This window comes from Microbacterium sp. BF1 (genome assembly GCF_019279095.1).
In the GTDB taxonomy this organism is placed as follows: Bacteria; Actinomycetota; Actinomycetes; order Actinomycetales; family Microbacteriaceae; genus Microbacterium; species Microbacterium maritypicum.
Map to the genome: position 1 here is coordinate 1 of NZ_JAGYWT010000323.1, position 2831 is coordinate 2831.

Annotated in this window: 3 protein-coding genes; 1 reads left to right on the forward strand and 2 read right to left on the reverse strand. The window is 66.9% G+C overall.

Translation table 11 applies throughout. From position 1 onward, the window contains the following. Nucleotides 1-773, reverse strand: a 773-nt coding sequence (locus tag KZA10_RS11365; RefSeq protein ID WP_256934754.1) for an MFS transporter, incomplete at its 3' end; no start/stop codon positions are given. A gap of 121 nt (nucleotides 774-894) precedes the next feature. On the opposite strand from KZA10_RS11365, the gene prfB reads away from it, so the two are divergent. Then, the gene (gene prfB, locus KZA10_RS11370; RefSeq protein ID WP_017828547.1) at nucleotides 895-2004 is read left to right on the forward strand and encodes a peptide chain release factor 2; all 1110 of its coding nucleotides are present in this window, start codon (nucleotides 895-897) and stop codon (nucleotides 2002-2004) included. A 54-nt stretch (nucleotides 2005-2058) separates the two neighbouring features. Here the strand turns inward: prfB and KZA10_RS11375 are convergent. After that, nucleotides 2059-2831 (reverse strand): septum formation family protein (locus KZA10_RS11375; RefSeq protein WP_218682938.1); only part of this gene is annotated, 773 nt, incomplete at its 5' end.

A 2831-nucleotide genomic window follows, 5' to 3' on the forward strand; every position in this document is an offset into this window, starting at 1 on the left:
TCGATCACGGTGCTGGAGTCGACGACAGGGGCCAGCCGCTTGGCGAACATGGTCATGTAGGCGTGCGAGACGCCCTCGACCTGCACTCCGCGATAGTCCACGCCGCTGCGGACCGTGCCGACTACCGACCACATGGTCTGGAAGATGCCCAGGCGCTCGATCGTCGGGATCGACCCGCTCACCGCCTCGCCGGAGTCCTCCAGATAGCGCTCGTGAGTGGTCGACGGTACCGGCGGGATCATCTTCTCGGGGTCGGGACCGAAGAGCACCAGCACGACCATGACCACCAGGCAGCCCAGGAAGAACCAGATCGCCGCACTCTCGCTCCCGAACAGCTGCAGGAGCCCCGCAGCCACGAAGGGGCCGATGAAGATGCCGAGTCGGAAGCTGCCGCCGAGCAGCGAGAGCGAACGCGCACGGAAGGCGACCGGCACGCGAGTGGTCATGAACGCGTGGCGGGCGAGACCGAAGGCCGCCGCGCAGATCCCGAGGAGGAAGACCGAGGCCGCCAGCACGCCGAGCGAGGGCGCGAACACCATTCCGAGTCCGGCGACGATGGCGATCACGCCGGCGATGACCATCGTGTACCTCTCGCCGATCTTGCCCACGGCCCAGCCGGCAGGAAGGTTGCCGCACAACTGACCGATAACGAGGGCGGAGGCCACGAGGGCGGCGAACGCCACGTCGGCGCCCATGGATGCGGCGAGCACCGGGATGAGCGGAATCACGGCGCCTTCGCCGAGGGCGAAGAGGATCGTCGGCAGATACACCATGGGCCCGAACTGTCGAAGGACCGTCGAAGCACTGCTCACAGCTTCACGCTACTCCCGTTGCGGAAAGGTCTCCGACGACGGGGTCCCCGCGCGGGCAGGCGGCACGTTAGGCTGAGGTGTCATGCTCGAACTAGATCTCTCCGCCGAAATCCAGGCGCTCAGGCACACCTTCGGCGACATCAGCGAGGTCGTCGATGTCTCCCGTCTCCGCGACGACATCGCGCGTCTCAGCGAGGAGGCCGGTGCCCCCGACCTCTGGGACGACACCGAGAACGCGCAGAAGGTGACCAGCGCACTCAGCCACCGCCAGTCCGAGCTCGCCCGCATCACCGGCATCGCTCAGCGTCTCGATGACCTCGAGGTCCTGATCGGGCTCGCCAACGAGATGGGCGATGAGGACTCCGCGCAGGAAGCCCGCGCCGAGCTCGCCGCTCTCACCGACCTCATCAACCAGCTCGAGGTGCAGACGCTCCTCGATGGCGAGTACGACGAGCGCGCCGCGATCATCACGATCCGATCCGGCGCCGGCGGCGACGACGCCACCGACTTCGCCGAGATGCTGATGCGCATGTACCTGCGCTGGGCCGAGCGTCACAAGTACCCCGTCAAGGTCATGGACACGTCCTACGCGGAGGGTGCGGGCATCAAGTCTGCGACCTTCGAGATCGATGCGCCCTACGCCTTCGGAACCATCTCGGTCGAGGCCGGAACCCACCGCCTCGCCCGTATCAGCCCGTTCGGCTCCGCCGACAAGCGCCAGACGTCGTTCGCCGCTGTCGAGGTCATCCCGCTGATGGAAGAGGCCACCGAGGTCGACATCCCGGAGAACGACATCCGCGTCGACGTCTTCCGCTCCTCCGGCCCCGGTGGGCAGTCGGTCAACACGACCGACTCGGCCGTGCGCCTCACCCACCTCCCGACCGGCATCGTCGTGTCGATGCAGAACGAGAAGTCGCAGATCCAGAACCGCGCCGCCGCGATGCGCGTGCTGCAGACGCGACTCCTGCTCCTGCAGAAGGAGCAGGAAGCGGCGAAGAAGAAGGAGCTCGCGGGCAACATCACCGCGAGCTGGGGCGACCAGATGCGCTCGTACTTCCTCTACGGGCAGCAGCTGGTCAAAGACCTCCGCACCGGACAGGAGTCCGGCAACCCGGCGGCGGTGTTCGACGGCGACCTCGACGACTTCATCTCGGCGGGCATCCGCTGGCGCAAGCGCAAGATCGAGGACTGAGTCCTCGAAGAAGGCCCCGGAGAGATCCGGGGCCTTCTTCGTGTGCGTCGTCGGTCAGTAGTTCGCGCCCTTGAGGGTTCCGGTCACTTCCTCGTAGCTGAAGAGGATGCACTGCACGGTGCGATCCGATGCGTGGTTCCAGGATGACTTCGTCGGCTGGTAGTAGTAGTAATCGAGCTCGGAGACGTCGTAGGAGACGCCGACGTACGACTCGAACGCCGCGAGGCAGCCGTCCGACGCCGTGACGCCCAGGGCGTCGTCCCCGGGGAACTCGCCGTCTTCGACGTCGAAGATGAGGTAGATCTCGTCGGTGTGGGGCTGCTCGCACGGCACGACGGGAAGATCGAAGATCACGTCGTCGTCGGTGTATTCGACCAGGGGGAGGCAGTCGCCGACCTCGAGCTCCTCGAAGGGGACCATCTCCGCACCCTCGATGGTGGAGGGATCCTCGCGTCCGGTGGAGGAATCGCCTTTGGACGACGGGCGATCGCCGGGAGCGGCGAACGGACTGTCGCCGTTCTCCGCGATCGACGACGTCGCCAGCACGAGGAAAGAGACCGCGGCGGCGAGGACCGCGCCGATGACGGCTACGACCAGTCCGGTGATGCCGGGCCACTTCCGTCCGCGCAGGAAGAGCGAGATCAGCGACATCACGAAGCCCACGGCGAGCAGCGCCCAACCGGCGATCGCGATCACCGGGAAGCAGGCGCAGACGACGCCGATGACCACGGCGACAAGTCCGATGATCCCCACCACCGGCACTCCGGTCGCAGGCTGCGGAGACGGTGCGACCGGCCACGACGCCGCCGGGTATCCGCCGTATGCCG

What these genes read in the sequence shown, in the direction of transcription:
- prfB (WP_017828547.1), top strand. Translation starts at nt 895, where the DNA reads ATGCTCGAACTAGATCTCTCCGCCGAAATCCAGGCGCTCAGGCACACC.